The sequence below is a fragment of the Scandinavium sp. genome (assembly GCF_032012665.1).
In the GTDB taxonomy this organism is placed as follows: domain Bacteria; phylum Pseudomonadota; class Gammaproteobacteria; order Enterobacterales; family Enterobacteriaceae; genus Scandinavium.
Genome location: NZ_DALZVG010000015.1, coordinates 49,078 through 75,010, shown reverse-complemented (window position 1 = coordinate 75,010; position 25,933 = coordinate 49,078). Strand labels below are relative to the sequence as shown.

Genomic DNA, 25,933 nt, shown 5'->3' with positions numbered 1-25,933 from the left:
TAAATCGTTAAGGGCTGCAAGATGAACATTCAACAGATTGTGAGCTTTATAGCATTTACCCTACTGGTGGCATTGATTACATGGTGGAAGTTACGCAAGGCCGACACGGCTTCGCAACAGGGCTATTTTCTGGCCGGACGTTCGCTGAAAGCGCCGGTGATTGCGGCATCGCTGATGTTGACCAACCTGTCGACTGAACAGCTGGTTGGCCTGACGGGCCAGGCTTACCGCAGCGGCATGTCGGTGATGGCCTGGGAGGTTATCTCCGCCATTCCTCTGATTTTCCTGGCCTTAATTTTCCTGCCGCGCTACCTCCAGCGCGGCATCGCCACCATCCCGGATTTTATTGAAGAACGCTACGATAAAACGACCCGCATCATCATCGACTGCTGTTTCCTGATTGCCACAGGCATCTGCTTCCTGCCGATCATTCTTTATTCCGGCGCGCTGGCGTTTAACAGCATGTTCCACGTGGCCGAAGCGTTTGGCATCAGCCAGAACGCGGCTATCTGGGCAATGTCGGCCGTGCTGGGCATTTGCGGCATTCTCTACGCGGTGGTCGGTGGCATGAGGGCGATAGCCATCGCCGATGTGATTAACGGTATCGGACTGGTGATTGGCGGCCTGATGGTACCACTGTTTGGCCTGATGGCGATGGGCGGCGGTAGCCTTTCGGCGGGTCTTCATAAGCTGACTACCGATCACAGCCAGATGCTCAACTCTGTCGGCGGCAGCCACGATCCGGTGCCTATTGGCGCGGCGCTGACCGGACTGATTCTGGTTAACACGTTCTACTGGTGTACCAATCAGGGCATTGTCCAGCGTACGCTGGCCTCGAAAAGCCTGGCTGAAGGACAAAAAGGCGCGCTGCTGACGGCGGTGCTGAAGATGCTCGATCCTTTAATTCTGGTGCTGCCGGGGGTAATTGCTTTTCACCTGTTCCAGGACCTGCCGAAAGCCGATATGGCCTACCCGGCGCTGGTCAACAAAGTGATGCCGTTGCCGCTGATTGGCTTCTTCAGTGCGGTACTTTTCGGCGCGATTATCAGCGCGTTCTGCGGTTTTCTGAATAGTGCGTCAACGCTATTCAGCATGGGCATTTATCGCCGCATTATCAACGAGCAGGCCAGGCCGGAGCAGCTGGTTTCTGTGGGCCGTCGCTTTGGGTTTATCGTGGCGATCGTCTCCGTGCTGGTTGCGCCGTGGATCGCCAACGCGCCTGAAGGGCTTTACACCTGGATGAAGCAGCTCAACGGCATCTACAACGTGCCGCTGGTAACGATTGTGATCATGGGCTTTTTCTTCCCGCGTATTCCCGCCGTGGCGGCCAAAGCCGCCATGCTTTTTGGCATTTTCAGCTACATCACCCTGAAATATCTGGTGCATTTCGAGCTGCATTTCCTCTACGTGCTGGCCTGCACCTTCTGCATCAACGTGGTGCTGATGCTGGTCATCGGCGCCCTCTGGCCGCGCGCCACGCCGTTTAAGTTCCATGATGCCTTTGCCGTGGACATGAAACCGTGGCGAAACGCGAAAATCGCCTCCGTTGGCGTCCTGTTCGCGATGATTGGCGTCTATTCCGGGCTGGCGCAGTTCGGCGGCTATCACGTGAAATGGCTGACCGTTCTGAGCTACGGCATCACCGTCGCGGTGGTGCTGTATCTCCTGTTTTCGGGCTGGCAGGCGCGCCGCGCAGGGCCTGACGTTTTCGCTAAAGAGATTAAGGAAAAACCATGAGCCGTCCCAATTTCCTGTTCATCATGACCGACACCCAGGCCACCAACATGGTGGGCTGCTATAGCGGGAAGCCGCTGAATACGAACCATATTGACCAACTTGCTGAGGAAGGGATCCGCTTTAATTCGGCCTACACCTGCTCGCCCGTCTGTACGCCAGCCCGCGCCGGGCTGTTTACCGGTATTTATGCCAACCAGTCCGGGCCATGGACCAACAACGTCGCGCCGGGGAAAAACATCTCAACGATGGGGCGCTATTTTCAGGACGCGGGCTACCGCACCTGCTACATCGGCAAATGGCATCTCGACGGACACGACTACTTCGGCACCGGCGTTTGCCCGCCCGAGTGGGATGCGGGGTACTGGTATGACGGGGCGAACTACCTGTCGGAGCTGACCGATGAGCAAATCAGCCTGTGGCGTAACGGCCTGAACAGCGTGGAGGATTTGCAGGAGCATCAGATAGATGAAACCTTCACCTGGGCGTACCGCATCAGCAACCGGGCGATCGATTTTCTCGGCAAACCGGATCGCCAGGACGAGCCGTTCCTGATGGTGGTCTCCTACGACGAGCCGCATCATCCGTTCACCTGCCCGGTGGCGTATCTTGAGAAGTATCAGGACTTTTACTACGAGCTCGGCGACAAAGGACGCGATAGCCTGGACAGCAAACCCGAGCATCACAGGCTGTGGGCGCAGGCGATGCCGTCGCCGGTGGGCGAGGATGCCCGCTACCATCACCCAATGTATTTTGCCTGCAACGACTTTGTGGACGATCAGATTGGCCGGGTGATCAACGCCCTGACGCCGGAGCAGCGGGAAAATACCTGGGTGATTTACACCTCCGATCACGGTGAGATGATGGGCGCGCACCGGCTTATCAGTAAAGGCGCGGCGATGTACGACGATATCACCCGTATTCCGCTTATCATTCGCCCGCCGGGCGGTAAGACTGCGCAGGTGGACACCCCCGTCAGTCATGTCGATCTGTTGCCGACCATGATGGCGATGGCGGGAATTCATCAGCCCGACATTTTGCCCGGCGAGAATATCCTGCAGGCGGATGCGGCTCGTGGGGTGATGGTGGAGTTTAACCGCTATGAAATTGAGCACGACAGCTTCGGCGGCTTCATCCCGGTGCGCTGCTGGGTGACGGACCGCTGGAAGCTGGTGCTGAATCTGTTCACCAGCGATGAGCTGTACGACAGACACAATGACCCGGACGAGCTGCGCAACCTGATTGAGAATGCAGACTACGCTAAAGTACGCGACGAAATGCACGACAGCCTGCTGGATTATATGGACAAAATCCGCGATCCGTTCCGGACCTACCAGTGGAGCCTGCGCCCGTGGCGCGCTCAGGCGAAACCCCGCTGGATGGGCGCGTTTCGCCCACGTCCTGAGGATGGCTACTCGCCGGTGGTGCGCGACTACGATACCGGGCTGCCCACTCAGGGTGTTAAGGTGGAAGAGAAGAAGCAGAAGTTTTGATGACCGGTTTCCTGTTGCTGCCCGGTGGCGCGAAGCTTACCGGGCCTACAGGGTACCCAGGCAGGGCAAACGTAGTGCCGCCCGGCAAAAAATGGATGAGATAAAGGAGCAACAATGAAGCTATCCCGCCTCGGCGAAGCGCCGGACTACCGCTTCTCGCTGGCAAACGAGCGCACATTCCTGGCGTGGATTCGTACCGCGCTGGGGTTTCTGGCCGCGGGTGTTGGTCTTGACCAACTGGCTCCGGATTTCGCCACGCCGCTCATCCGTGAACTGCTGGCGCTCCTGCTTTGCCTGTTTGCGGGCGCGCTGGCGATTTACGGTTATCTTCGCTGGCTCAATAACGAAAGAGCGATGCGCCTGAAAGACGATCTGCCCTATACGCGCGGGCTGCTGATTATCAGCATGGCACTGGTAGGCGTGGCGGCGGCAGTGATTGTGCTGGTGTTCTATGCCGGATAACCGTCGCGCGCGTCGCGTAAGCGATCCCGGTCTTCAGCCAGAACGTACGTCGCTTGCCTGGTTCCGCACCCTGCTTGGCTACGGCGCGCTGATGGCGCTGGCGCTTAAGCACAACTGGCACCGGTCGGGTACGCCGTTCTGGCTCTCTGTGGCGGTGTTGATGGTGGTGAGTTTTATCCTCTGGCACTACACCCGCAGCCGCAATCTGATGAATGTTACAGACCTGGACTTTTCTCAAAATAGAGCAGTGCGTGATAAATTTTTGATCGCTCTCGCGGTCCTCTCCCTGGCTTTGTTGTTTGCTATAACTCACTTACAGCAACTCGTAACACTATTCTAAGGGACTGAAATGACAGGATGTCACGTCATGGCTAAACCGGCCAGCTCGCGCTGTAACCTCCGTTGTCGCTACTGTTTTTATCTCGAAAAAAACCAACAGCCGGTGATGAGCGACGCCACGCTGGAGGCTTTTATTCGTCAGCATATTGATGCGCAGCCCGGCGGCGACGTGCAGTTTGCCTGGCAGGGCGGCGAACCCACGCTCTGCGGGCTCGATTTCTTTCGCCGCGTCGTGGTGCTTCAGCAGCGCTACGCCGGGGAGAAACGCATCTACAACGCCTTTCAGACCAACGGCGTGTTACTGAACGACGAATGGTGTCAGTTCTTCAAAGATCACAACTGGCTGGTGGGTATCTCTCTTGATGGCCCGGCAGCGTTACACGATGCGTTTCGCGTCAGCCGCAGCGGGAATCCCACGCATCACAAGGTGCTGCGGGCAATTGAGTACCTGAAGACGCACGGCGTCGAATTTAATCTTTTAGTTGTGGTGAACAGCCTCAACAGCGCGCAGCCGCAACGCCTGTATCGCTATCTGCGCGAGCTCGGCACGCCGTTCCTGCAATTCATCCCGCTGCTGGAGATGAACGATCGCCATCAGCCGGATGAGTACTCCGTGTCGGCGAAGGCGTGGGGTGAGTTTCTGTGCGGGGTCTTTGACGTCTGGGTGCGTGAGGATATTGGTCGGGTATTCGTGCAGTTGTTTGATTCCACGCTCGGGGTCTGGAATGGTTTTTCCTCACAGATGTGCTCGCTCAGTAAAACCTGCGGCCATGCTTTTGCGCTGGAGAGCAACGGTGACGTGTACCAGTGCGATCACTACGTTTATCCCTCTTACCGGCTGGGGAATATTCACCACACCACGCTGGAGGACATAAACAGCAGCGCCGAAGCGGCAGCTTTTGGGCACTACAAGCTGGCATCGCTGCCGCAGGAATGTCACTCCTGCGCCGTGCTGCGGCTCTGCAACGGAGACTGCCCAAAACATCGCGATGCTTCCGGCAAAAGTGCGCTATGCGAAGGCTATCGTGCATTCTTTGAATACACTGCGCCACACATGAAGGTGATGCGCGATTTAATCAATCAGCGCCGCTGGAGCTGATGGCGATGCTGCGTCAGCAGGTGAGTTAACGTCCTTTCGCCAGGTATTGCGCCATCTCGGCTTCCGGCACCATGCCGCCACCTGTTGCCCACACCAGATGGGTGGCCTGGCAGATTTTCTCGGGTGCCAGCAGAGCGCTTGTCCGCTGTGGTCCGGCCATTCCGGCCAGCGCCGAGGGCTCAAGGAAAAGGTGCTCTTCCTGCGCCAGCCAGCCAAGCATGTCGTACAGCGTTTGATCGTCCAGGGTGTAAAAACCGTCCAGCAAATGCTCCATGGCGCGTCCGACAAAACCGGAAGCTCGACCCACGGCCAGACCATCTGCGGCGGTGATATTGTCGATGCCAAGTTCCTGCACCGAAATTCCATCATGCAGGCCGGTATAAACCCCGAGCAGCATGCAAGGTGAGTGCGTGGGCTCGGCAAAAAAGCAGTGAACATGATCGCCAAAGGCGAGTTTTAAGCCAAACGCCACGCCGCCCGGCCCTCCGCCAACGCCGCAGGGCAGGTAAACATACAGAGGATGATCTGCGTCCACCACGCGACCCTGGTCGCTAAACTGGGCTTTCAGCCGTTCGCCTGCCACCGCATAACCCAGAAACAGATTGCGGGAGTTTTCGTCGTCGATGAAAAAACAGCTCGGATCGCGCCCGGCGGCGATACGTCCTTGCTCCACGGCAACACCGTAATCTTCAACATACTCGATGACCTCAACGCCGTGGCTGCGCAGCTTTGCCTTCTTCCATTCGCGGGCATCGGCAGACATGTGTACGGTGACCCTGAAGCCGAGCCTGGCGCTGATGATGCCAATCGACATCCCCAGATTCCCCGTAGAACCGACGGCGATACTGTACTGGCTGAAAAAGCGCTGAGCTTCGGGCAATAACAGCCGACTGTAGTCATCACTGACGGAGAGCAAACCCGCCTCAATCGCCAGCTTTTCAGCATGGGCCAGCACTTCATAGATGCCGCCACGGGCTTTGATGGAGCCGGAAATAGGCAGGTGGCTGTCTTTTTTCAGCAGCAGCGTGCCCGCTATCGGTTGACCGTACTCCTGTTCAAGGCGGCGCTGCATGGCCGGAATGGGGATCAGCTCTGATTCGATAATGCCGTGGGTGGGCGCGGTTTCCGGAAACGCTTTTTCAAGATAAGGCGCAAAGCGCGCGAGGCGGGCATGGGCATCTTTTACATCCTCCGCAGTCAGCCCTACGTAAGGAAGGCCAACGGCCAGCGAGGAGGATTTTGGATTTAGCCAGCAGGTTTCACGTAGCGCAATGAGTTCAGCAACCAGTGGAAAGCGCTGTTTCAGTTCGGTCAGTTCGATGGCATTCATGGCGAGGCTCTGTTCAGACGGATGCCAGAATAAAGCCAAAAAGCGGGCGACAGGGCAAGCAAAACCTGCCGCCGGGAAAATCAGATGGGCTGCTGGTGCTGGTTAAAGCGCGAGGCGAGCGGCAGCCAGCACAGCAGAATCAGCAGCCCCATCAGGGTCATCAGTAACCCAAGGCTGCTTTGCCCGGTTTGCGGCAGCATCGCGGAAAGCCAGGCCAGCGCACCGGAGCCAATATTTTGCAGACCGCCGACCAGCGCACCTGCCGTGCCTGCGAGGAACGGGAAGGGTTCCATCGCGCCGCTGGTAGCGAGCGGGAACAGCATTCCGGCACCGAAGAAGAACAGCGCGGCAGGCACCAGCAGCGTCCAGACGTTCATCACGCCGAACAGACCGGGGATCCACATCATCAGCCCGGCCAGCAGACAGCTGATGACCGACTGCCACATCAGGCTGGCGAAGCGCTTATTTTGGCGACCGGCGAACCAGGCACCAAAAAAGGCCGCCGGGATTGGCAGGATGAACAGAATACTGACCACCATGCTGCTGTAGCCCAGGCCTGCACCCAGCAGCACGCCGGAACAGGCTTCAAACACCGCAATACCCGCCAGGCCGCCAATCAGCATCAGCAGATAGCAGTTAAAAGCACCGTTGCCAAACAGGGTTTTGTAGCGGGTGGATAAGCGCGTTGGCGGTGCGTTTTGCGGACGCGTTTCCGGCATCCAGCGCGCCATGCTGAACGTTACGCCCATGCACAGCACCAGCAGGAAACCGTAGCACGCGCGCCAGCTCCAGGCCGTGTCCAGCAGGCCGCCAACCAGCGGGGCCAACAGCGGGCTTACCAGGATGCCCATATTCAGCAAGCTGTTGGCGTGACGCAGCTGCGTGCCTTCGTATAAATCACGCGGAAGCGTACGCGCCATCACGCCGCCAACGCCGGTTCCCATTCCCTGCAGTGCGCTGGCGGCAATCAGAACCGTCAGGCTGTGGGTGGTCATAGCGATGACCGTCGCCAGCATAAAAATCGTCATCCCGACCAGAATCACCGGGCGGCGACCCACCCGATCGGAGAGCGGGCCGTAAAAGAGCTGCGAAATGCCGTAAGTCAGCAGATAAGCGGCCATGACGCTTTGCACCGCGCCTTCCTGGACGTTCAGCTCGCGCGCCATGTCGGCAATTGCCGGAATATAAATGGTCTGCGCCATCTGCCCGACGGCGACAAGCAGCACCAACATCAACAGCAGACTGACGTTCTTATGCCTTTTCATGCGATGAATACTTTGTGAATTATTTAAAAGAAAGAATATGTGACTGGCACATCCGTTAAACGCGGTGGAAATCTACCACAGTAAAACGACAGAACAACCATGTCGGGCTGATTGATTCGCAGGGTTCAGGCAGATTTTGTAAACAACACTCGGCAACTATTGTTGCCAGCGATTTATAAAAGAGGGGCGGTTGCCCGCCCCTCTTCGGTACGGCCTGAACCCGATCACCGGAAGGTTTTCAGGACTGCATCAAGCAGTTGCAGCAACGCAACCATGAGTTTCAGGACTAACAGTGCCAGTTCCATTCCACCCATACGCTTCTCCCGTAGTGAAGGAGAACTTCCGGCTGACTTACCTCTCCGCTGCCTGTCATCAGCCGTGTTGTTGACGTAACACAGTGTGCTCTCCCGGGGGTTAAGGCGCTGACGGCACCACCCGTTTCAGCCAGGACTTATTGCGCGCCGGTGTACATGCGGCCCCCAAATGGCTCACCGTGAACAGCTTCAGTATAGATAAATGCTGTATATATGAACAGGTGTTTTTATAAGTGAAATTCGTCATGTTCTGGATGCGGGACTACGCGGAAAACCGGGGCTAAAATTGCACGATCGCCGCCGATCGCGTATACTTTTGCGGTTGACGTAACAGAGTGTGCTTTGCGGCTACCACCCGCAGATCGCAGACAAAACCTCGCTCCGGCGGGGTTTTTTGTTTTCTGATGTTTTACAGCGAAATGTGATCGATTGCACAAAACGTCATGAGTCGCGATAAAGCCCTTGCCGAAATCTGTAAAGCTGTGCTTGTATGATTCTGGTCAATAACACAACGTCATGGTCCCTAATGAACGCTACCTTCAACGCACTGAACCTACTACCAACTGCGCAACCAGCCGCAGTGGTCGTCGTGCGTGTGGTGGTCGTCGTCGGCAATGCGCCGTAGGGTCCGGAACACACGATTCCAAAACCCCGCCGGCGCAAACCGGCGGGGTTTTTCGTTAAAAGCCCCCCGGAAAGTCGGCCCAGAAGAAGAAGGACTGGAGCATGGCAACTTCGGGCACGCAGTCGTCACAAGCAACTTCACAGGCTAAGCGCTTTACTGGCGCGCAGCTGATTGTTCACCTGCTGGAACGTCAGGGTATCACTACCGTTACGGGGATCCCTGGCGGCACGGTTTTACCGCTGTACGACGCCCTCAGCCAGAGCAAACAAATACGCCACGTGCTGGCCCGCCACGAGCAGGGTGCAGGGTTTATTGCGCAGGGCATGGCGCGCACTCAGGGCAAACCTGCCGTATGTATGGCCTGTAGCGGGCCGGGTGCCACCAATCTGGTCACCGCCATTGCCGATGCCCGGCTCGATTCCATTCCGCTGGTCTGCATCACCGGCCAGGTGCCTGCCTCGATGATTGGTACTGACGCATTCCAGGAAGTGGACACCTACGGCATCTCCATCCCGATCACCAAACATAACTACTTAGTGCGTGACATCAGCGAACTGCCGCAGGTCATCAGCGACGCGTTCCGGATCGCGCAGTCTGGCCGCCCAGGCCCGGTGTGGGTGGATATTCCGAAGGATGTTCAGACCGCAGAAATCGACATCGACGACCTGCCAATGCCGGGCTGTAAAGCGCCTGCGCCGGTGTTTAACCTTTCCGATGTTCGCGACGCAGCAGCGATGATCAATGCCGCCAAACGCCCGGTGCTGTACCTGGGCGGTGGCGTGATTAACGCGCCGGAACATATTCGCAAGCTTGCGGAAAAAGCCAACCTCCCGACCACCATGACGTTAATGGCGTTGGGCATGCTGCCGAAAACGCATCCGCTGTCGCTCGGGATGCTCGGGATGCACGGCGCGCGAAGCACCAACTATATCCTGCAAGAATCTGATTTACTGATTGTTTTAGGCGCACGTTTTGATGATCGGGCGATTGGTAAAACCGAGCAGTTCTGCCCGAATGCCAAAATTATCCACGTTGATATCGATCGCGCGGAGCTTGGTAAAATCAAGCAGCCGCACGTGGCGATTCAGGCAGACGTCGGTGAAGTGCTGGACCAGTTAATCCCGCTGATCGAAGCGCAGCCGCGCGCCGAGTGGCGTCAGCTGGTGAGCGATTTGCAGCAGGAGTTTCCATCGGCGATCCCGCAGGCTGGCGATCCGTTAACGCACTACGGCCTGATTAATGCCGTGGCCGCCTGCGTGGATGACGATGCGATTGTGACCACCGACGTGGGCCAGCACCAGATGTGGACGGCGCAGGCTTACCCGCTGAACCGCCCGCGTCAGTGGCTGACCTCCGGCGGTCTCGGGACTATGGGTTTTGGCCTGCCCGCGGCTATTGGCGCGGCGCTGGCGAACCCGCACCGCAAAGTGCTGTGCTTCTCCGGCGACGGCAGCCTGATGATGAACATTCAGGAGATGGCGACGGCGGCAGAAAACCAGCTCGACGTCAAAATCATCCTGATGAACAACGAGGCGCTGGGGCTGGTGCATCAGCAGCAAAGCCTGTTCTACAAGCAGGGCGTATTCGCCGCGACCTATCCAGGTATGATCAACTTTATGCAGATTGCGCAGGGCTTTGGTCTGCAAACCTGTGACCTGAATGCAGCGGAAGAGCCGCAGGCCACACTGCAGGAAATCATTTCCCGTCCGGGCCCGGCGCTGATTCACGTGCGCATCGACCCGCAACAAAAAGTCTGGCCAATGGTGCCGCCGGGTGCCGCAAATACTGAAATGGTGGGGGAATAAGCCATGCAAAACGCAACCCATGACAACGTAATCCTTGAACTCACCGTGCGCAACCACCCGGGCGTAATGACCCACGTATGCGGCCTGTTCGCCCGCCGTGCATTCAACGTGGAGGGCATTCTGTGCCTGCCGATTCAGAACAGCGATAAAAGCCGTATTTGGCTATTGGTTAACAATGACCAGCGTCTGGAACAGATGATAAGCCAAATCGACAAGCTTGAAGACGTCACCGAGGTGATGCGCCACCAGAGTGACCCTGGCGTCTTCAATAAGCTGGGCCTGTTTTTTGAGTAATTAACTCAGGCTGGCTGTCGACTTACTCGTGGATGCCTTTATGATGTGCAGGCAAAAGCAATCTGTGAGGACGCATGATCTGGTTGACGCTGGCCACGCTGGTGGTGGTATTTGTGGTGGGGTTCCGGGTATTAACTTCGGATTCGCGCCGGGCAATTAAGCGCCTGAGCGAGCGCCTGAATATAACGCCCATGCACATCGAATCGATGATCGATCAGATGGGTAAAAAGATGGGGGAGGAGTACCTGAGCTATCTGCACCGCCCAAATGAGGCCCATCTACAGAATGCTGCACAGATTTTGCTGATCTGGCAGGTGGCAGTGGTGGACGCAAGTGAGTCCAACCTGCTTTTCTGGCACAGGCAACTGCAAAAGGCGCGACTTGCGGTGCCCGTCACCGACGCGCAAATACGCCTTGCGCTGAGCTTTTTGCGGGAGCTGGATCCTGATATGGCCGAGTTTAACGCCTTCCAGCACCGCTACAATCAGCTGTTTATGCCGCAGGATGGCGTCACCTGGCTGCACTGATACCACGGTGAATGACGACTGGTATCGGCGATCGTCATTCATTTATGTCATCCTGATGCGCAAACTGAACCTCGTTCGCTGGCGTGGTTCAAATGACAGAGCCAACTACTCAGGACGTTATTATTCTGGCCATTTTTCCCCCGGGGGCCGGGGTGAGGGTTAATAAAATTTCTGCTATTCTGCCCGCGCAATTAAGGGGGCAGCATGCTTAACATCGTTTTATTCGAACCAGAAATCCCACCCAATACCGGCAATATCATTCGCCTGTGCGCCAACACCGGCTTTCGCCTGCACATCATCGAGCCTATGGGCTTTGCCTGGGATGATAAGCGTCTGCGCCGCGCGGGACTGGATTATCACGAATTTACCGCCGTTCAGCGCCATGCCAGCTACGACGCTTTTTTTGAGGCAGAGAAGCCGCAGCGCCTGTTTGCGCTCACCACCAAAGGCACGCCTGCCCACAGTGCGGTGAGCTATCAGGACGGGGATTATCTGATGTTTGGCCCGGAAACCCGCGGTTTGCCTGCCAGCATTCTGGATGCATTGCCGCCAGAGCAAAAAATTCGCATTCCGATGATGCCGGACAGCCGCAGCATGAACCTGTCGAATGCGGTGTCGGTCGTGGTGTATGAGGCATGGCGCCAGCTGGGATATCCGGGCGCGGTCTTACGCAGCTGAAGGATTTGTCGGGTGGCGGCTACGCCTGACCCGACCTACAGATTCGACGTTCGTGTAGGCCCGGCAAACGTGAGAGCCGCCGGGCAATACGCTAAATGCCGTCACCATACTCAAAGGTATGGTGAATGCCGTTGAAGTGCTGATCCATATCCATCGCCGGTTTGTCGCTGTCCGGCTTGCCGACGATGCGCGCCGGAACGCCTGCGGCGGTCGTGTGTGGAGGGACGGGCTGCAACACGACGGAGCCCGCACCAATCTTCGCGCCGCGGCCCACTTCGATATTGCCAAGGATTTTCGCCCCCGCGCCAATCATCACCCCTTCACGAATTTTCGGATGGCGATCGCCGCTGGTTTTGCCTGTCCCGCCGAGAGTCACGGACTGCAGAATGGATACGTCATTTTCGATGACGGCTGTTTCGCCCACCACAATGCCGGTGGCGTGGTCGAGCATGATGCCGCGGCCAATTTTTGCCGCCGGGTGGATGTCCACCTGGAACGTCACCGAGACCTGGTTTTGCAGGAAAATGGCGAGTGCACGACGCCCCTGATTCCACAACCAGTGGCCGATACGATAAGCCTGAAGCGCGTGGAAACCTTTGAGGTACAGCAGCGGAGTGGAGTATTTATCGACGGCCGGGTCACGGGTGCGCACGGCCTGAATATCGCAGGCGGCGGAGGCGATCATTTCCGGGTCAGCGGCGTAGGCTTCTTCCACCACTTCACGAATGGCAATCGCGGGCATAATGGAGGAGGCGAGCTTGTTGGCGAGCATATAGCTCAGCGCACTGCCGAGGTTTTCATGTTTGAGGAGCGTGGCGTGGTAGAAGCTGGCAAGCATCGGCTCACAGTCGGCCAGCGCGCGGGCTTCGGCTTTGATATTGTTCCAGACGATGTCCAGTTCTTCACACGGCATTGCGAACTCCAGGCGATAAGCAAATGACCGGTCAGTTCTGCGCTGACCGGGTCATTGGGATGATGACGTTTCCCTGCGGCTAGTGGTGGCTGCGCTCTTCCTTGCTGGCACGACCTAATAGGGTCAATGCTGCCTCGCGCGCATTCTTTCCGCAATACAATACCTGATAAATTTCCTCGGTTATTGGCATTTCGACACCAAACCGGTGCGCAAGTGCCCGAACCTCTTTGGTATTGCGGTAGCCTTCGACCACCTGACCAATCGCATCCTGTGCGCTTTGCACGTCTTTACCCTGGCCGAGCGCCATGCCAAAGCGGCGGTTGCGCGACTGGTTATCGGTGCAGGTCAGCACCAGGTCGCCAAGCCCCGCCATGCCCATAAAGGTGGAAGGATCGGCGCCTAACGCTGCGCCCAGGCGGGACATTTCTGCAAGCCCGCGGGTGATCAGCGCCGTGCGCGCGTTCGCGCCAAAGCCGATACCGTCGGACATGCCCGCACCAATGGCAATCACGTTTTTCACCGCACCGCCCAGCTGCACGCCGATGAAATCCGGGTTGCTGTAGACGCGAAAGCTTTTGCCGCAGTGCAGCAGCTTTTGCAGATCTTCCGCGAACTGAGGGTCGGTTGACGCCAGCGCAATCGCCGTTGGCATGCCTGCCGCCAGCTCTTTCGCAAACGTCGGGCCTGAAATTACCGCCAGCGGAATGGCATCGCCCAGCGCTTCACGCGCAACATCCTGCAGCAGACGACCTGTCTCCGCTTCGAGTCCTTTGGTCGCCCAGACCAGGCGGGCATCAGCGCGCATCAGCGGTTTAAGCTGGCGCAGCACTTCGCCAAAGACATGGCTTGGCACGACGACCAGAATATCGCGACTGGCGGCCATCGCCGTGGCGAGATCGGCTTCAAGGTGCAGCGTGTCAGGGAAAGGCACGTCAGGGAGGAAGGCCGCGTTGCAGCGGTCTTGTTGCAGCACGGCGAGGTGTTTCGGGTCGTGCCCCCAAAGCACTACGTCGTGGCCATTTCTTGCCAGGGTGATGGCAAGAGCGGTGCCGTACGAGCCGGCACCGATCACAGTCATTGCAGCTTTACGTGCGTTCATCAGGCATCCTGATGTTGTTCGGCACCTTCGCCAGCCTGCTGCTGTAGATAGTTCATGAACAGCGCATCAAAGTTCACTGGCGCAAGGTTCAGTTGTGGGAATGTACCGCGGCCAACCAGGCTTGTGATGCATTCGCGAGCATACGGGAACAGAATGTTCGGGCAGTATGCACCCAGGCAGTGTGCCATCTGAGTCCCTTCGATACCTTCGATGGAGAAAATGCCGCCCTGCTGAACTTCGCACAGGAACGCCGTTTCTTCGCCCAGGGACGCGGTTACGGTCACGCGCAGTACGACTTCATACACGCCTTCCGCCAACTGGGTGGAAGCGGTATCCAGATCAAGTTTAACCTCTGGCTGCCAGTCTTTCTGGAAAACATGCGGCGCATTTGGCGCTTCAAAGGAAACGTCTTTGGTGTAAATACGCTGAATCTGGAAAGTCATTTCTGGGTTGGTTTGTTCTGACATCTTTTTTTTGTCCTTAAAAGGGATTATTTCAGCAGGGGATCGAGTCCACCACGCGCGTCAAGCGCATACAAGTCGTCACAGCCGCCAATGTGCTGTGCATCAATAAAAATCTGCGGCACCGTGGTGCGGCCACTACGTTCAATCATCTCTTCGCGCTTTTCAGCGTTACCATCGATAGGCAACTCCTGGAAGCTGACGCCCTTCTCTTTCAGCAGCGCTTTCGCGCGTACGCAGAACGGACAGGTTGCTTTGGTGTAGATCTCAATATTGGCCATGACGTTACCTCAGAAAATTACTTACCGCGAACCAGCGGCAGGTTCTCACCGCTCCAGCCTGCAACACCTTCTTTCAGAACGAAAACGCGCCCGAAGCCCGCTTTGTTCAGATTGTTGGCGGGCTCCTGAGCCTGCATACCGGAACCATCTACAACGATGATGGGTTTATCTTTATGTTTTTCAAGCTCGCCGAGGTTATTCGCTTTGATTTCGGCTGGCAGCAGGTTAACGGAACCAGCAATGTGGCCTTTACGGAAATCATCACGCTGGCGCAGATCGACAACGATGGCTTCTTCTTTGTTGATAAGACGCGTGGCTTCACCGCGGGTGATGACTTTAATTTTGGAAGTCAGGCCTTTGAACGTGGTGAACAGCACGGCAGCCAGTAAGCCAACCCAGGCGATACTCAGTATGGGATGACGGCTAACAAATTGCATAATTTCTTGCATGGGGGGTGATAACTCCCGACTCAGTGATTAAAAAAACAGGAAAGGAGTATACCTGTGCAGGGGGGCAATTACAGCAAGCCGAACCTAAGCTAATCCAATTTCTGCGGAGTGGTACGAGAAATTTCGATCAAAAATAGCCAAATCGCCCCGCCAGCCGCGCCCGTTCTTTGATCTTCTGAGGCAGATTTATCGATTCAGCTGTAGTAAAATTACGCAAATTTTTTATCTTGTGAGCATGAGGTTGTCGCAATGTCTGATACTAAAAAACCGATGGTACTGGTGATTCTGGATGGCTATGGCTATCGCGAAGAGCAGCAGGATAACGCGATCTTCAGCGCGAAAACGCCAGTGATGGATGGCCTGTGGGCAAAACGCCCTCATACGCTGATTGACGCTTCCGGCCTGGAAGTGGGTCTGCCAGACCGTCAGATGGGTAACTCTGAAGTCGGCCATGTTAACCTCGGCGCAGGCCGTATCGTGTATCAGGACCTGACCCGTCTGGACGTGGAAATCAAAGAGCGTACCTTCTTTGAAAACAGCGTGCTGGCCGGTGCCGTTGATAAAGCTGTTGCCGCAGGCAAAGCGGTGCACATTATGGGTCTGCTGTCTGCCGGTGGCGTTCACAGCCATGAAGATCACATCATGGCGATGGTTGAAATGGCCGCTGAGCGTGGTGCAGAGAAAATCTACCTGCACGCTTTCCTCGACGGTCGCGATACTCCACCTCGCAGCGCGAAATCCTCTCTGGCTGCCTTCGAAGAGAAATTCGCTGCGCTGGGCAAAGGCCGCGTAGCGTCAATCATCGGTCGTTACTACGCTATGGACCGCGACAACCGTTGGGACCGCGTTGAGCAGGCCTACGATCTGATGACCCTGGCAAAAGGTGAGTTCCAGTTCGACTCCGCAGTTGCCGCTCTGGAAGCCGCCTACGCACGTGACGAAAACGACGAATTCGTGAAAGCGACCGTTATCCGTGCCGCAGGCCAGGCCGATGCCGCAATGGAAGATGGCGATGCGCTGATCTTCATGAACTTCCGTGCGGACCGTGCCCGTGAAATCACCCGCGCTTTCGTAAACAAAGATTTCGACGGCTTCGCGCGCAAAAAAGTGGTTAACCTCGACTACATCATGCTGACGCAGTATGCCGCCGATATCGACGCACCGTGCGCTTACCCGCCAGCTTCTCTCGCGAATACCTTCGGCGAGTGGATGGCGAAGAACGACAAAACCCAGCTGCGTATCTCTGAAACCGAGAAATATGCTCACGTGACCTTCTTCTTCAACGGCGGCATCGAAGAGAACTTCGCGGGCGAAGAACGTATCCTGATCAACTCTCCGAAAGTCGCAACCTACGATCTGCAGCCAGAAATGAGTTCTGCAGAGCTGACTGAAAAACTGGTCGGTGCCATCAAAGGCGGTAAATTCGACGCCATCATCTGTAACTATCCGAATGGCGACATGGTTGGCCATACCGGCGTGATGGAAGCGGCAGTGAAGGCGGTTGAAGCGCTGGACCACTGCATTGACGAAGTGAGCAAAGCCGTTGAATCCGTTGGTGGACAGCTGCTGATCACCGCAGACCACGGCAACGCCGAGCAGATGCGTGACCCTTCTACCGGCCAGGCGCACACGGCGCACACCAACCTGCCGGTACCGCTGATTTACGTCGGTAACAAAGCGGTGAAAGCGGTCGACGGCGGTAAACTCTCCGACATCGCCCCAACCATGCTCTCCCTGATGGGCATGGAAATCCCGCAAGAGATGACTGGCAAGCCGCTGTTCATCGTGGAATAATCCCTCCCCATGAGGGGAAAGGCGATTGTTTCAAAGACCTGGATCGCGACGGCAGTCCGATCCGTTTGTTACGCCAGCGCGTTCAGCGCTGGCGTATTGCTGTGCGCGGCATCTGCTCAGGCAGATGACCGTGACCAGCTGAAATCCATTCAGGCCGATATCGCCAGCAAAGAGAAGGCGGTACGCCAGCAGCAACAGCAGCGCTCAGCCCTGCTCGCCCAGCTTAAAATCCAGGAAGAAGCGATTGCCGTCGCCGCCCGTAAGCTGCGCGACACGCAGAATACCCTCGCCGACCTCAATAAGCAGGTCGATGAGATGAATGCCTCCATCACCAAACTGCTTAAGCAAAAAGCTGCTCAAGAGCGCAACCTTGCCGCTCAGCTGGATGCGGCATTCCGCCAGGGCGAGCATACCGGTATTCAGCTTATTCTCAGCGGCGAAGAGAGCCAGCGGGGCCAGCGTTTGCAGGCCTATTTTGGCTACCTCAATCAGGCCCGCCAGGAAACCATCGCCGAGCTGAAGCAGACCAGTGAAGAGGTCGCCTCGCAAAAAGCGCTGCTTGAAGAGAAGCAGAGCCAGCAGCAAACCCTGCTCTACGAGCAAAAGGCGCAGCAGGCCAAACTTGAGCAGGCGCGTAACGAACGTAAGAAAACCCTTGCCGGGCTTGAGTCCTCCATTCAGGCCGGTCAGCAGCAGCTTTCCGAACTGCGCGCCAACGAATCCCGCATGCGTTCTCGCATAGCGCAGGCTGAAGCTGCCGCTCGTGCACGCGCCGAAAAAGAAGCCAAAGAGGCGCAGGCCGTTCGCGATCGCCAGCAGGACGCTTCGCGTAAAGGTACAACCTACAAACCTTCTGAGAGCGAACGCTCGCTGATGGCCCGTACCGGCGGCCTGGGCTCACCTCGTGGCCAGGCATTCTGGCCCGTTCGTGGCCCAACGCTGCATCGCTATGGCGAACAGCTCCAGGGTGAACTACGTTGGAAAGGGATGGTTATCGGTGCGTCTGAAGGCACCGAGGTCAAAGCCATCGCCGATGGCCGCGTGATCCTCGCCGACTGGCTGCAGGGCTACGGCCTGGTCGTGGTGGTGGAGCACGGAAAAGGCGATATGAGCCTTTACGGCTATAACCAGAGCGCGCTGGTCAGCGTCGGCACTCAGGTCCGCGCAGGCCAGCCGATTGCCCTTGTGGGCAGCAGTGGCGGTCAGGGCCGACCTTCACTCTACTTCGAAATTCGCCGCCAGGGTCAGGCGGTCAATCCACAGCCGTGGTTGGGAAGATAAGTTTTGCTTCAATTTCGCCCGTTAGCGTTGTCCGTCGCCGCCTTAGTGGCGATGGTTGCCCCGGTCCATGCCGGAAAACTCTCGATAGTCATTGATGATTTTGGCTATCGCCCCCAGCAGGAAAATCAGGTGCTGGCATTGCCCAACACCCTCTCCGTCGCCGTTTTACCCAATGCACCGCATGCCCGCGAAATGGCGACCAAAGCCCACAATAGCGGCCATGAAGTGCTGATCCATCTGCCGATGGCACCAATCAGTAAACAGCCGCTGGAGAAAGACACCCTGCGCCCGGACATGAGCAGCGATGAGATCGAGCGCATCATCCGGGAAGCCGTAAGCAAGGTGCCTTATGCCGTGGGCCTGAATAACCACATGGGCAGCGCCATGACCTCCAGCCTGTTTGGCATGCAGAAGGTGATGCAGACGCTGAGCCATTACAATTTCTACTTTCTCGACAGCATGACGATTGGCAACAGCCAGTCGATGCGGGCCGCCGCCGGAACGGGCGTGAAGGTCATTAAGCGCAAAGTGTTCCTCGACGACACGCAAAACGAAGCGGATATTCGCACGCAGTTTAATCGTGCTATCCAGATTGCGAGGCGCAGCGGTTCTGCGATTGCCATCGGACATCCGCATCCGACCACGGTGCGCGTGCTTCAGCAGATGGTGTACAACCTGCCGCCCGATATCACCCTGGTTCGCCCCAGCAGCCTGCTGAATGAACCTCAGGTCGATACCTCAACCCCGAACAATGCCGCTCCAGTGCAGCCTGCGGCGCCACGCAATCCGTTCCGGGGCGTGAAGCTGTGCAAACCGAAAAAACCGCAGCAGCCAGTCTATGCGAGCCGTTTCTTCGATGTGTTAAGCGACAGCATTACGCACAGCACGCTGGTGCAATACTTCCAGCTGCAGTGGCAGGGCTGGGATAAGCCCTGAGCGGTCTGGAAGACGGCGATAAAAAACGCTGAATCTGCGGCGAGATTCTCTATAATGCCCACTGGTTTTAATATGAGAATCAGAGAGCATGGTGCCGCAAAAACGGAAAATCCTGCTGTTCGACAGCGGCAAAGAGTGGGGCGGTGGCACCAACAGCATGCTGGAGTTGCTCAAACGCATCGACAGGCAACGGTTCGATATTACCTGCTGCTTCTACCACAACTATCTTCGTGCGGGCGGGGAGAGCATTGAGCAAGTGCTGAGCACCTTCGGCATTCCGATGATCCTGATGCCTGCCCGTCGTCAGCCTGGCTGGGCAAAGTTACTGAAAGAAGTCGGTCGCAGCCTGCTGTTCTTCTCCCGCGACGCGCGCAAAGTCTTTACCCGAAAGATGGATACGCTGTGGCGCATCCAGCCTGACGCACGCCGTCTGCGCAAGCTGCTGCAGGAGGGCGGGTACGACATCCTGTACATGAATAATCAGCCTGGCTCTAACGAAGAGGGCTATCATGCCGTAAAGGGCCTGCCCGTTGGGCTGGTTCAGCACTGCCGCATTAAACCTGTCCTCTCGCCGTCGCTGGTCGCGCTGGTTAATGCGCAGGTGGATAAAATCATTGCCGTTTCCCATGGAGTGGAAAGCGTGCTGCTCAACAACGGCGTTGAGCGTCAGCTCTGCGTCACCGTGAATAACGCCATCGATATCCACCAACCGTTGCCGGATCGTGCGGCGATGCGCCGTTCGCTGGGACTGGATGACGATACGTTTGTCTTCGGCAGCATTGGTTCACTACTCCCCCGTAAAGCGAATCATCACACGCTCGAAGCGCTGGCCTTGTTCAGCCGGAATCATCCCGACGCAAAGTGGAAGCTGTTGCTGATTGGCGAAGGCCCGGAGCGTTCATCGCTCGAAGCGCAGGCCGCAGCGTGCGGGCTTGCAGAACGGGTTGTCTTTACCGGATTTCGCAATAATCCGTTGGATTATCTCGCCGCCTTTGATCTCTTTATCCTGGCCTCAGCCAGCGAAGGGCTGCCTCGCGTAGTGCTGGAGGCAATGCTGCTGGGGGTGCCGGTTATCGGTTCTGACGTCACCGGGACCGCTGAGCTTATCCACCATCAGCAAACCGGCCTGCTTTTCCCGTGGAGTGATACTCAGGCTCTTGCACACAACCTTTCCCTGCTCTGGCAAAATGCTGAACTGCGCCGGGCCCTGGCTGAAAACGCCCGTCAGCACGTGCGCCATCACTACGCCATTGAGCATTACGTCGCGGGTGTTGAACGCGAACTAGCCTCTATTTCTTCGGGACGGACCGACCATGTTTAACTTTCTGAATGCCCGCTATCGTCACATCACGGCGCGCCACAATATTCCTTATGCTTCATTGACGCCTTCTGCTCAGAGCGTGCCGATTACCTCGGTCGTCATCCCCTGCACCGGGGCAGATTATGTTGAGGAGGCGTTACTTTCCGCCACCTTCGCCGAGCGCTACGCGCCCGATCTTGAAGAGATTGTTATCGTCAGCGATCAGCCAGAGAGCGCGTTTGGCGCGCTACCGGTAAAAACCCGCGTTGTTACGCTCGATTTGCCAAAGCGTGAAGAGACCTACCGCTACAAGCAGATCTACCTGAGTCGGTTGGTGAAACTGAACGCGCCAATGCAGGCGCGCGGTGAAGGCGTTTTGATGATCGATTCAGACCTGAACCTGCTGCAGATGCCCCGGTTCAGGGTTGAAGAAGGCCATATTTATTCGAGCTTTCGTCAGGGCAAAATGATCGCCAAGCTGGCAGGCGCACCGGCTGAAAAGGTACCGGCTTACTACCAGGGCACCGTGCGCCCGTATATCGTCGACCACGTCAACGGGGCCTTCCTGGCCGCAACGCGCAAAACCTGGCGTCGTATCTGTCCGCTGTGGCTGACGCTTTTCCAGGATACCTGGGAGTTGATGGACGACAGCCAGCCGCCAACGGATCAGCTGCCGCTGGCCGCGCTGCTGGATATGCTTGATCTGAAAACGGTGAATCTGGGCGACTGGATGAACTGGCCGGTCTCCAAAAAAATCGGCGGGCAGGAAGCGGTTATCCCAAAAGAGGTGGTCGGTGCCCATGGCGGTTTCCCGCTCTCTGAGTGGCAGAAATATCTGCAATCAGCTGACAGCAAGCTGCTGTTCAAAGGGCAGGACTACACGCGCAAAGTGCGCTATCTGACGGATAAAGAGAAGCAGCAACAAAGCTGATGCCTTGCGGCGCTAAGCCTGCACTGGCCTACAGAAATCAGCTTCCGTAGGCCGGATAAGCGCAGCGTCATCCGGCAATTACGCGGATTAATCCCAGCTCAGGATAACTTTCCCGGACTGGCCTGAACGCATCGCGTCAAAGCCTTTCTGGAAATCATCAATGCCGAAGCGATGGGTGATGATTGGCGAGAGATCGAGGCCAGACTGAATCAGCGCGGCCATCTTGTACCAGGTTTCGAACATCTCACGGCCGTAAATGCCTTTGATGAACAGCCCTTTAAAGATAACTTTGGTCCAGTCGATGGACATGTCTGACGGTGGAATGCCCAGCATCGCGATGCGACCACCGTGGTTCATGGTGTCCAGCATCGTGCGGAACGCCGGTGGCGCGCCGGACATCTCCAGGCCCACGTCGAAGCCTTCGGTCATGCCGAGTTCGTCCATCACGTCTTTCAGGTTTTCAGTCGCCACGTTCACCGCGCGGGTTACGCCCATTTTGCGCGCCAGGCCGAGACGGTATTCGTTCACATCGGTGATCACGACATTGCGTGCGCCAACGTGTTTTGCCACGGCTGCCGCCATAATGCCAATCGGGCCTGCGCCGGAGACCAGCACGTCTTCGCCAACCAAATCAAACGACAGCGCCGTGTGAACCGCGTTGCCGAAAGGGTCGAAGATGGAGGCCAGATCGTCAGAAATGTTGTCCGGGATTTTGAAGGCGTTAAACGCCGGGATCACCAGATATTCTGCAAAACAGCCCGGACGGTTGACGCCAACGCCGATGGTATTGCGACACAGGTGCGTACGGCCCGCGCGGCAGTTACGGCAGTGGCCGCAGGTGATGTGGCCTTCGCCGGACACGCGGTCGCCGATTTTGAAGCCTTTCACTTCCTGGCCGATGCCAACCACTTCGCCCACGTATTCATGACCGACAACCATCGGGACCGGAATGGTTTTCTGTGACCATTCGTCCCAGTTGTAGATGTGTACGTCGGTGCCGCAGATAGCGGTTTTGCGAATCTTAATCAGCAGATCGTTATGCCCGACTTCCGGTTCAGGAACGTCGTTCATCCAGATGCCTTCTTCGGCCTTCAGTTTCGATAATGCTTTCATCTCACATCCTCAGGCAATGACGCCCAGTTGCTTACCGATGCGGGTAAACGCGTCCACCGCACGTTCAATTTGCTCAGGAGTATGCGCCGCGGACATCTGCGTGCGGATACGTGCCTGGCCTTTTGGCACCACCGGATAGAAGAAACCGGTGACGTAAATGCCTTCTTTTTGCAGCTCGCGGGCAAAGTCCTGCGCGACGGTGGCTTCACCCAGCATCACGGGAATGATGGCGTGGTCGGCACCGGCCAGGGTAAAGCCTGCGGCGGTCATTTTTTCGCGGAACAGGCGGGCGTTGGCCCACAGGCGATCGCGTAACTCTGCCCCTGACTCCACCATTTCCAGCACTTTGATGGAGGCGGAAACGATGGCCGGAGCCAGAGAGTTGGAGAACAGGTACGGACGGGAGCGCTGACGCAGCCACTCAACGACTTCTTTACGTGCGGCGGTATAGCCGCCGGATGCGCCCCCGAGCGCTTTGCCCAGGGTGCCGGTGATGATGTCAACGCGGCCCATCACGTCACAATATTCATGCGAACCACGACCGTTTTCGCCGACAAAGCCAACGGCGTGGGAATCATCGACCATGACCAGCGCATCGTATTTGTCTGCCAGGTCGCATACGCCTTTCAGGTTCGCAATGACGCCGTCCATGGAGAACACGCCGTCGGTGGCGATCAGCACGTGGCGCGCGCCGGATTCGCGGGCTTCTTTCAGGCGCGCTTCCAGTTCAGCCATGTCGTTATTGGCATAGCGGAAACGCTTCGCTTTGCACAGACGCACGCCGTCGATGATCGACGCGTGGTTCAGGGCATCGGAAATAATGGCATCTTCTGCGCCGAGCAGGGTTTCAAACAGGCCGCCGTTAGCGTCAAAGCAGGAGGAGTACAGAATCGCGTCTTCCATCCCGAGGAAATCAGCGAGCTTCTTCTCCAGCGCCTTATGGCTGTCCTGGGTGCCGCAGATGAAACGAACGGAAGCCATGCCGAATCCGTGGCTGTCCATACCGGCTTTTGCTGCGGCAATAAGTTCCGGGTGGTTGGCCAGGCCAAGGTAGTTGTTGGCGCAGAAGTTGATGACGTGGCTACCGTCGCCGACGGTGATGTCCGCCTGCTGGGCGGAGGTAATGATGCGTTCTTCTTTAAACAACCCTTCCGCGCGGGCGGTCTCCAGGTCGCTGGTTAACTGTTTGTAAAAATCACCACGCATTGCAACTCTCCAGATTCGGCAAAATTTGGCACATATTACCCAATGCTTCCGGCGTATACGAGATGACACCGCGGCAGATAAGCATTTTTGTAGCATAAATCACGTGTACCCCTGCGGCTTGTCGGTGAATGTGAAGAGTCCGCACAGTGATGGTATGATAAGAACCATTAGCGTCCGGGATAGTCCCGGTCACTCACATTTCAAAGGTTATCGTTTATGATCATCGTTACCGGCGGCGCAGGCTTCATTGGCAGCAACATCGTTAAGGCCCTGAATGATAAAGGTATCACCGACATTCTGGTGGTGGACAACCTGAAAGATGGCACCAAATTCGTCAACCTGGTCGATCTCAACATCGCCGATTACATGGATAAAGAAGACTTCCTTATCCAGATTATGGCAGGCGAAGAGATGGGCGAGATCGAAGCCGTGTTCCACGAAGGTGCCTGCTCTTCCACCACCGAGTGGGACGGCAAGTACATGATGGATAATAACTATCAGTACTCGAAAGAGCTGCTGCACTACTGCCTGGAGCGCGAAATCCCGTTCCTGTATGCCTCTTCTGCAGCCACCTACGGCGGGCGCACCTCGGATTTCATCGAGTCGCGCGAATATGAAAAGCCGCTGAACGTTTACGGCTATTCCAAGTTCCTGTTCGACGAATACGTGCGTCAGATCCTGCCGGAAGTGGATTCTCCTGTAGTAGGCTTCCGCTACTTCAACGTTTATGGACCGCGCGAAGGCCACAAAGGCAGCATGGCGAGCGTGGCATTCCACCTCAACACCCAGCTGAATAATGGCGAAAGTCCTAAACTGTTCGAAGGCAGCGACGGCTTCAAGCGTGACTTCGTCTACGTGGGCGACGTCGCAGCGGTAAACCTGTGGTTCTGGGAAAACGGTGTTTCCGGTATCTTCAACCTCGGTACCGGGCGTGCGGAATCTTTCCAGGCCGTAGCGGATGCAACCCTGGCGTTCCACAAAAAAGGCAGCATTGAGTACATCCCGTTCCCGGAAAAACTGAAAGGTCGCTATCAGGCGTTTACCCAGGCCGACCTCACCAATCTGCGTGCGGCAGGCTATGATAAGCCTTTCAAAACCGTGGCCGAAGGCGTTACCGAGTACATGCACTGGCTGAACCGCGACGCATAAGATAAAAAATGAAAATACTGGTGATTGGCCCGTCATGGGTGGGCGACATGATGATGTCGCAAAGTCTCTATCGCACGCTCAAGGCGCGCTATCCCCAGGCGATCATTGATGTGATGGCACCCGCGTGGTGCCGTCCGCTTTTATCGCGTATGCCGGAAGTGAATGAAGCCATTCCTATGCCGTTCGGACACGGCGCGCTGGAAATTGGCGAGCGCCGCAAGCTCGGGCACAGCCTGCGTGAAAAGCGTTACGATCGTGCCTATGTCCTGCCTAACTCCTTTAAATCAGCCTTTGTGCCCTTCTTTGCGGGTGTGCCACAGCGTACCGGCTGGCGCGGCGAAATGCGCTACGGTCTGCTAAACGATGCGCGCGTGCTCGACAAAGCGGCCTGGCCGCTGATGGTTGAGCGTTACGTGGCGCTGGCCTACGACAAAGGCGTTATGCGTTCGGCGAAAGATTTGCCTCAGCCGCTGCTGTGGCCGCAGCTTCAGGTGAGTGAAGGCGAAAAATCGCAGACCTGCGCCGCCTTTAACCTCTCCACAGAACGGCAGATGGTCGGCTTTTGCCCCGGCGCTGAGTTCGGCCCGGCGAAACGCTGGCCGCATTATCATTACGCCGAACTGGCGAAACAGCTGATCGACGAAGGCTATCAGGTTGTGCTGTTTGGATCGGCAAAAGATCACGATGCCGGGAACGAAATCCTCACCGCGCTCAGTCAGGAACAGCAGGCCTGGTGTCGTAACCTGGCCGGGGAAACCCAGCTTGAGCAGGCAGTGATCCTGCTTGCCGCCTGCAAAGCCGTAGTCACCAACGATTCGGGTCTGATGCACGTTGCCGCGGCGCTGAACCGCCCGCTGGTTGCACTTTATGGCCCAAGCAGCCCGGACTTCACCCCGCCGCTGTCGGACAAAGCCAAAGTGATTCGTCTGATTACCGGCTACCACAAAGTGCGCAAAGGTGACGGCGAAGAGGGCTATCATCAGAGCCTGATCGACATCACGCCCGCCCGCGTGCTGGAAGAGTTAAACCAACTGCTGCTGGCCGGGGACGCATAA

27 protein-coding genes are annotated in these 25,933 nt (G+C 57.0%); 17 read left to right on the top strand and 10 right to left on the bottom strand.

Annotation, left to right across the window (positions count from 1 at the left end; genetic code table 11):
• Window positions 1–21 precede the first annotated feature (21 nt).
• The 5 genes from RTU33_RS13480 (at window position 22) to RTU33_RS13460 (ending at window position 5,127) form a co-directional block, all read left to right on the top strand.
• Entirely contained in the window at window positions 22–1,737 is a 1,716-nt protein-coding gene (locus tag RTU33_RS13480) for a solute:sodium symporter family transporter (protein ID WP_312628009.1), read from the top strand.
• On the top strand, window positions 1,734–3,227 hold the full coding sequence (locus RTU33_RS13475) for a sulfatase-like hydrolase/transferase (RefSeq protein ID WP_312628007.1): 1,494 nt from the start codon (window positions 1,734–1,736) through the stop codon (window positions 3,225–3,227). The genes RTU33_RS13480 and RTU33_RS13475 overlap by 4 nt, the downstream gene beginning before the upstream one ends.
• Before the next feature lie 114 nt (window positions 3,228–3,341).
• The gene (locus RTU33_RS13470) at window positions 3,342–3,689 is read left to right on the top strand and encodes a DUF202 domain-containing protein (RefSeq protein ID WP_312628005.1); all 348 of its coding nucleotides are present in this window, start codon (window positions 3,342–3,344) and stop codon (window positions 3,687–3,689) included.
• Window positions 3,679–4,029, top strand: a complete 351-nt coding sequence (locus RTU33_RS13465; RefSeq protein WP_312628003.1) for a DUF202 domain-containing protein — start codon at window positions 3,679–3,681, stop codon at window positions 4,027–4,029. The genes RTU33_RS13470 and RTU33_RS13465 overlap by 11 nt, the downstream gene beginning before the upstream one ends.
• A 9-nt stretch (window positions 4,030–4,038) precedes the next feature.
• On the top strand, window positions 4,039–5,127 hold the full coding sequence (locus RTU33_RS13460) for an anaerobic sulfatase maturase (RefSeq protein ID WP_409438247.1): 1,089 nt from the start codon (window positions 4,039–4,041) through the stop codon (window positions 5,125–5,127).
• 25 nt (window positions 5,128–5,152) lie between these two features.
• On the opposite strand, the gene dsdA is transcribed toward RTU33_RS13460, so the two are convergent.
• The 3 genes from dsdA to tisB all read right to left on the bottom strand — a co-directional run bounded on the left by dsdA (window position 5,153) and on the right by tisB (window position 8,036).
• The gene (gene dsdA / locus RTU33_RS13455; RefSeq protein ID WP_312628001.1) at window positions 5,153–6,457 is read right to left on the bottom strand and encodes a D-serine ammonia-lyase; all 1,305 of its coding nucleotides are present in this window, start codon (window positions 6,455–6,457) and stop codon (window positions 5,153–5,155) included.
• An 80-nt stretch (window positions 6,458–6,537) separates the two neighbouring features.
• Window positions 6,538–7,722 carry a multidrug efflux MFS transporter EmrD gene (gene emrD / locus RTU33_RS13450; RefSeq protein ID WP_312627999.1) on the bottom strand — a complete coding sequence of 395 codons (1,185 nt, stop codon included), beginning with the start codon at window positions 7,720–7,722 and terminating at the stop codon, window positions 6,538–6,540.
• Window positions 7,723–7,946: 224 nt separating this feature from the next.
• Window positions 7,947–8,036, bottom strand: coding sequence for a type I toxin-antitoxin system toxin TisB (gene tisB / locus RTU33_RS13445; protein ID WP_312627997.1), 90 nt, complete (start codon window positions 8,034–8,036; stop codon window positions 7,947–7,949).
• A gap of 526 nt (window positions 8,037–8,562) precedes the next feature.
• On the opposite strand from tisB, the gene ivbL reads away from it, so the two are divergent.
• The 5 genes from ivbL (at window position 8,563) to trmL (ending at window position 11,965) form a co-directional block, all read left to right on the top strand.
• Complete coding sequence (gene ivbL, locus RTU33_RS13440; protein WP_312627996.1) at window positions 8,563–8,661, top strand: ilvB operon leader peptide IvbL; 99 nt, start codon at window positions 8,563–8,565, stop codon at window positions 8,659–8,661.
• Between the two features lie 101 nt (window positions 8,662–8,762).
• Entirely contained in the window at window positions 8,763–10,466 is a 1,704-nt protein-coding gene (ilvB, locus tag RTU33_RS13435; RefSeq protein WP_312627995.1) for an acetolactate synthase large subunit, read from the top strand.
• A 3-nt stretch (window positions 10,467–10,469) separates the two neighbouring features.
• Complete coding sequence (gene ilvN, locus RTU33_RS13430; protein WP_312627993.1) at window positions 10,470–10,760, top strand: acetolactate synthase small subunit; 291 nt, start codon at window positions 10,470–10,472, stop codon at window positions 10,758–10,760.
• A 74-nt stretch (window positions 10,761–10,834) separates the two neighbouring features.
• Entirely contained in the window at window positions 10,835–11,287 is a 453-nt protein-coding gene (locus RTU33_RS13425) for a DUF1198 family protein (RefSeq protein ID WP_312627992.1), read from the top strand.
• A 204-nt stretch (window positions 11,288–11,491) separates the two neighbouring features.
• Window positions 11,492–11,965, top strand: a complete 474-nt coding sequence (trmL, locus tag RTU33_RS13420; RefSeq protein ID WP_312627991.1) for a tRNA (uridine(34)/cytosine(34)/5-carboxymethylaminomethyluridine(34)-2'-O)-methyltransferase TrmL — start codon at window positions 11,492–11,494, stop codon at window positions 11,963–11,965.
• Window positions 11,966–12,056: 91 nt separating this feature from the next.
• On the opposite strand, the gene cysE is transcribed toward trmL, so the two are convergent.
• From cysE to RTU33_RS13395, 5 genes are all read right to left on the bottom strand, one after another.
• Complete coding sequence (gene cysE, locus RTU33_RS13415; protein WP_312627990.1) at window positions 12,057–12,878, bottom strand: serine O-acetyltransferase; 822 nt, start codon at window positions 12,876–12,878, stop codon at window positions 12,057–12,059.
• A gap of 79 nt (window positions 12,879–12,957) precedes the next feature.
• On the bottom strand, window positions 12,958–13,977 hold the full coding sequence (gpsA, locus tag RTU33_RS13410; RefSeq protein WP_312627988.1) for an NAD(P)H-dependent glycerol-3-phosphate dehydrogenase: 1,020 nt from the start codon (window positions 13,975–13,977) through the stop codon (window positions 12,958–12,960).
• A complete protein-coding gene (secB, locus tag RTU33_RS13405) occupies window positions 13,977–14,444 on the bottom strand; it encodes a protein-export chaperone SecB (RefSeq protein ID WP_312627987.1) in 468 nt (155 codons plus the stop codon). Before secB ends, gpsA begins: the two co-directional genes overlap by 1 nt.
• Before the next feature lie 23 nt (window positions 14,445–14,467).
• Complete coding sequence (gene grxC / locus RTU33_RS13400; RefSeq protein WP_312627986.1) at window positions 14,468–14,719, bottom strand: glutaredoxin 3; 252 nt, start codon at window positions 14,717–14,719, stop codon at window positions 14,468–14,470.
• Window positions 14,720–14,736: 17 nt separating this feature from the next.
• Entirely contained in the window at window positions 14,737–15,168 is a 432-nt protein-coding gene (locus RTU33_RS13395) for a rhodanese-like domain-containing protein (protein ID WP_312627985.1), read from the bottom strand.
• A gap of 249 nt (window positions 15,169–15,417) precedes the next feature.
• Between RTU33_RS13395 and gpmM the strand changes: the two genes are divergently transcribed.
• The 5 genes from gpmM (at window position 15,418) to RTU33_RS13370 (ending at window position 21,410) form a co-directional block, all read left to right on the top strand.
• On the top strand, window positions 15,418–16,962 hold the full coding sequence (gene gpmM / locus RTU33_RS13390; protein WP_312627984.1) for a 2,3-bisphosphoglycerate-independent phosphoglycerate mutase: 1,545 nt from the start codon (window positions 15,418–15,420) through the stop codon (window positions 16,960–16,962).
• A gap of 9 nt (window positions 16,963–16,971) precedes the next feature.
• Window positions 16,972–18,243, top strand: a complete 1,272-nt coding sequence (envC, locus tag RTU33_RS13385) for a murein hydrolase activator EnvC (RefSeq protein WP_312627983.1) — start codon at window positions 16,972–16,974, stop codon at window positions 18,241–18,243.
• Between the two features lie 3 nt (window positions 18,244–18,246).
• Window positions 18,247–19,179: a divergent polysaccharide deacetylase family protein gene (locus tag RTU33_RS13380; RefSeq protein ID WP_312627982.1), complete on the top strand. Its 933-nt coding sequence runs from the start codon at window positions 18,247–18,249 to the stop codon at window positions 19,177–19,179.
• Between the two features lie 88 nt (window positions 19,180–19,267).
• Window positions 19,268–20,500 (top strand): glycosyltransferase, encoded by a 1,233-nt coding sequence (locus RTU33_RS13375; RefSeq protein ID WP_312627980.1) that lies wholly within the window; start codon window positions 19,268–19,270, stop codon window positions 20,498–20,500.
• Window positions 20,493–21,410, top strand: a complete 918-nt coding sequence (locus RTU33_RS13370) for a hypothetical protein (protein ID WP_312627979.1) — start codon at window positions 20,493–20,495, stop codon at window positions 21,408–21,410. Before RTU33_RS13375 ends, RTU33_RS13370 begins: the two co-directional genes overlap by 8 nt.
• Before the next feature lie 87 nt (window positions 21,411–21,497).
• Here RTU33_RS13370 and tdh read toward each other — a convergent pair whose 3' ends face one another.
• Together tdh and kbl are read right to left on the bottom strand one after the other, a co-directional pair.
• The gene (tdh, locus tag RTU33_RS13365) at window positions 21,498–22,523 is read right to left on the bottom strand and encodes an L-threonine 3-dehydrogenase (RefSeq protein WP_312627978.1); all 1,026 of its coding nucleotides are present in this window, start codon (window positions 22,521–22,523) and stop codon (window positions 21,498–21,500) included.
• A 9-nt stretch (window positions 22,524–22,532) separates the two neighbouring features.
• Window positions 22,533–23,729, bottom strand: a complete 1,197-nt coding sequence (gene kbl, locus RTU33_RS13360) for a glycine C-acetyltransferase (protein WP_312627976.1) — start codon at window positions 23,727–23,729, stop codon at window positions 22,533–22,535.
• A 216-nt stretch (window positions 23,730–23,945) separates the two neighbouring features.
• On the opposite strand from kbl, the gene rfaD reads away from it, so the two are divergent.
• Together rfaD and rfaF are read left to right on the top strand one after the other, a co-directional pair.
• Window positions 23,946–24,878, top strand: a complete 933-nt coding sequence (rfaD, locus tag RTU33_RS13355; RefSeq protein WP_312627974.1) for an ADP-glyceromanno-heptose 6-epimerase — start codon at window positions 23,946–23,948, stop codon at window positions 24,876–24,878.
• An 8-nt stretch (window positions 24,879–24,886) separates the two neighbouring features.
• Window positions 24,887–25,933, top strand: coding sequence for an ADP-heptose--LPS heptosyltransferase RfaF (rfaF, locus tag RTU33_RS13350; protein WP_312627972.1), 1,047 nt, complete (start codon window positions 24,887–24,889; stop codon window positions 25,931–25,933).

Excerpts from the sequence above, each read along its gene's own strand:
- RTU33_RS13470 (WP_312628005.1), top strand. The coding sequence starts at position 3,342 with ATGAAGCTATCCCGCCTCGGCGAAGCGCCGGACTACCGCTTCTCGCTG.
- emrD (WP_312627999.1), bottom strand. The coding sequence starts at position 7,722 with ATGAAAAGGCATAAGAACGTCAGTCTGCTGTTGATGTTGGTGCTGCTT.
- envC (WP_312627983.1), top strand. The coding sequence starts at position 16,972 with ATGAGGGGAAAGGCGATTGTTTCAAAGACCTGGATCGCGACGGCAGTC.
- gpmM (WP_312627984.1), top strand. The coding sequence starts at position 15,418 with ATGTCTGATACTAAAAAACCGATGGTACTGGTGATTCTGGATGGCTAT.
- RTU33_RS13465 (WP_312628003.1), top strand. The coding sequence starts at position 3,679 with ATGCCGGATAACCGTCGCGCGCGTCGCGTAAGCGATCCCGGTCTTCAG.
- RTU33_RS13480 (WP_312628009.1), top strand. The coding sequence starts at position 22 with ATGAACATTCAACAGATTGTGAGCTTTATAGCATTTACCCTACTGGTG.
- kbl (WP_312627976.1), bottom strand. The coding sequence starts at position 23,729 with ATGCGTGGTGATTTTTACAAACAGTTAACCAGCGACCTGGAGACCGCC.
- grxC (WP_312627986.1), bottom strand. The coding sequence starts at position 14,719 with ATGGCCAATATTGAGATCTACACCAAAGCAACCTGTCCGTTCTGCGTA.
- ilvB (WP_312627995.1), top strand. The coding sequence starts at position 8,763 with ATGGCAACTTCGGGCACGCAGTCGTCACAAGCAACTTCACAGGCTAAG.
- RTU33_RS13425 (WP_312627992.1), top strand. The coding sequence starts at position 10,835 with ATGATCTGGTTGACGCTGGCCACGCTGGTGGTGGTATTTGTGGTGGGG.
- RTU33_RS13395 (WP_312627985.1), bottom strand. The coding sequence starts at position 15,168 with ATGCAAGAAATTATGCAATTTGTTAGCCGTCATCCCATACTGAGTATC.
- RTU33_RS13370 (WP_312627979.1), top strand. The coding sequence starts at position 20,493 with ATGTTTAACTTTCTGAATGCCCGCTATCGTCACATCACGGCGCGCCAC.
- tisB (WP_312627997.1), bottom strand. The coding sequence starts at position 8,036 with ATGGGTGGAATGGAACTGGCACTGTTAGTCCTGAAACTCATGGTTGCG.
- ilvN (WP_312627993.1), top strand. The coding sequence starts at position 10,470 with ATGCAAAACGCAACCCATGACAACGTAATCCTTGAACTCACCGTGCGC.
- cysE (WP_312627990.1), bottom strand. The coding sequence starts at position 12,878 with ATGCCGTGTGAAGAACTGGACATCGTCTGGAACAATATCAAAGCCGAA.
- RTU33_RS13475 (WP_312628007.1), top strand. The coding sequence starts at position 1,734 with ATGAGCCGTCCCAATTTCCTGTTCATCATGACCGACACCCAGGCCACC.
- secB (WP_312627987.1), bottom strand. The coding sequence starts at position 14,444 with ATGTCAGAACAAACCAACCCAGAAATGACTTTCCAGATTCAGCGTATT.
- dsdA (WP_312628001.1), bottom strand. The coding sequence starts at position 6,457 with ATGAATGCCATCGAACTGACCGAACTGAAACAGCGCTTTCCACTGGTT.
- trmL (WP_312627991.1), top strand. The coding sequence starts at position 11,492 with ATGCTTAACATCGTTTTATTCGAACCAGAAATCCCACCCAATACCGGC.
- RTU33_RS13460 (WP_409438247.1), top strand. The coding sequence starts at position 4,039 with ATGACAGGATGTCACGTCATGGCTAAACCGGCCAGCTCGCGCTGTAAC.
- rfaD (WP_312627974.1), top strand. The coding sequence starts at position 23,946 with ATGATCATCGTTACCGGCGGCGCAGGCTTCATTGGCAGCAACATCGTT.
- tdh (WP_312627978.1), bottom strand. The coding sequence starts at position 22,523 with ATGAAAGCATTATCGAAACTGAAGGCCGAAGAAGGCATCTGGATGAAC.
- gpsA (WP_312627988.1), bottom strand. The coding sequence starts at position 13,977 with ATGAACGCACGTAAAGCTGCAATGACTGTGATCGGTGCCGGCTCGTAC.
- RTU33_RS13375 (WP_312627980.1), top strand. The coding sequence starts at position 19,268 with ATGGTGCCGCAAAAACGGAAAATCCTGCTGTTCGACAGCGGCAAAGAG.
- rfaF (WP_312627972.1), top strand. The coding sequence starts at position 24,887 with ATGAAAATACTGGTGATTGGCCCGTCATGGGTGGGCGACATGATGATG.
- ivbL (WP_312627996.1), top strand. The coding sequence starts at position 8,563 with ATGAACGCTACCTTCAACGCACTGAACCTACTACCAACTGCGCAACCA.